General features: G+C 47.5%; 2 tRNA genes and 1 rRNA gene. All 3 read left to right on the forward strand.

Annotated elements, in window-relative coordinates:
* Positions 1–64 (forward strand): 16S ribosomal RNA (locus RZA33_RS19300); the annotation flags it as partial.
* A gap of 140 nt (positions 65–204) precedes the next feature.
* A tRNA-Ile gene (locus RZA33_RS19305) sits at positions 205–281 on the forward strand.
* Positions 282–478: 197 nt separating this feature from the next.
* Positions 479–554, forward strand: a tRNA-Ala gene (locus RZA33_RS19310).
* Positions 555–743 lie beyond the last annotated feature (189 nt).

Consider the following 743-nt stretch of genomic DNA (forward strand, 5'->3'; position numbering starts at 1 on the left):
CATGACTGGGGTGAAGTCGTAACAAGGTAGCCGTAGGGGAACCTGCGGCTGGATCACCTCCTTAAACGATGCGTCACAGTCAGTAAGCGTCCACAATGAATTACCTGATCAGATATAGAGCAAACGGTAAAAGCACTACCTTCTCTAATATTTATCTTAGTGAGTGGGTCTTTAAATCGATTGGCTAGACGCTATCCTGTAAATGGGTCTGTAGCTCAGTTGGTTAGAGCGCACCCCTGATAAGGGTGAGGTCGGCAGTTCAAGTCTGCCCAGACCCACCATTTACTTTGGTAGCTCAGTTGGTTAGAGCGCCCCCCCCTGACGTTGAATAGAGAGAAGGGTGAGGTCGATGGGTTTATTCAAGTCTGCCCAGACCCACCAAATTTGCGTAATACTTCGTTGCCTTATTACTCGCATAGCAGGCTATGCGTCGCAATAACGCGCCTTGTCTTACACAAATTTGCGTGAATTTAGTATTGGGGCCATAGCTCAGCTGGGAGAGCGCCTGCCTTGCACGCAGGAGGTCAGCGGTTCGATCCCGCTTGGCTCCACCATTACTTGTTGTCTTCTTTTACTTTAAGTACCGTTTGTGTATGTTTCGTGACTATTGATAAGTCGCTGTGTGCCGTTATAGCACGCCGCCTTATCACTGTTCATTGAACAGCTGCTCTTTAACAATGTATATCATGCTGACAAGAACACTTCGTAAGAAGTGGTCTTAAATTGTGATACGTCGCAAGACG

It is taken from the genome of Halovibrio sp. HP20-59 (genome assembly GCF_033052795.2).
Classification (GTDB): Bacteria; Pseudomonadota; Gammaproteobacteria; order Pseudomonadales; family Halomonadaceae; genus Vreelandella.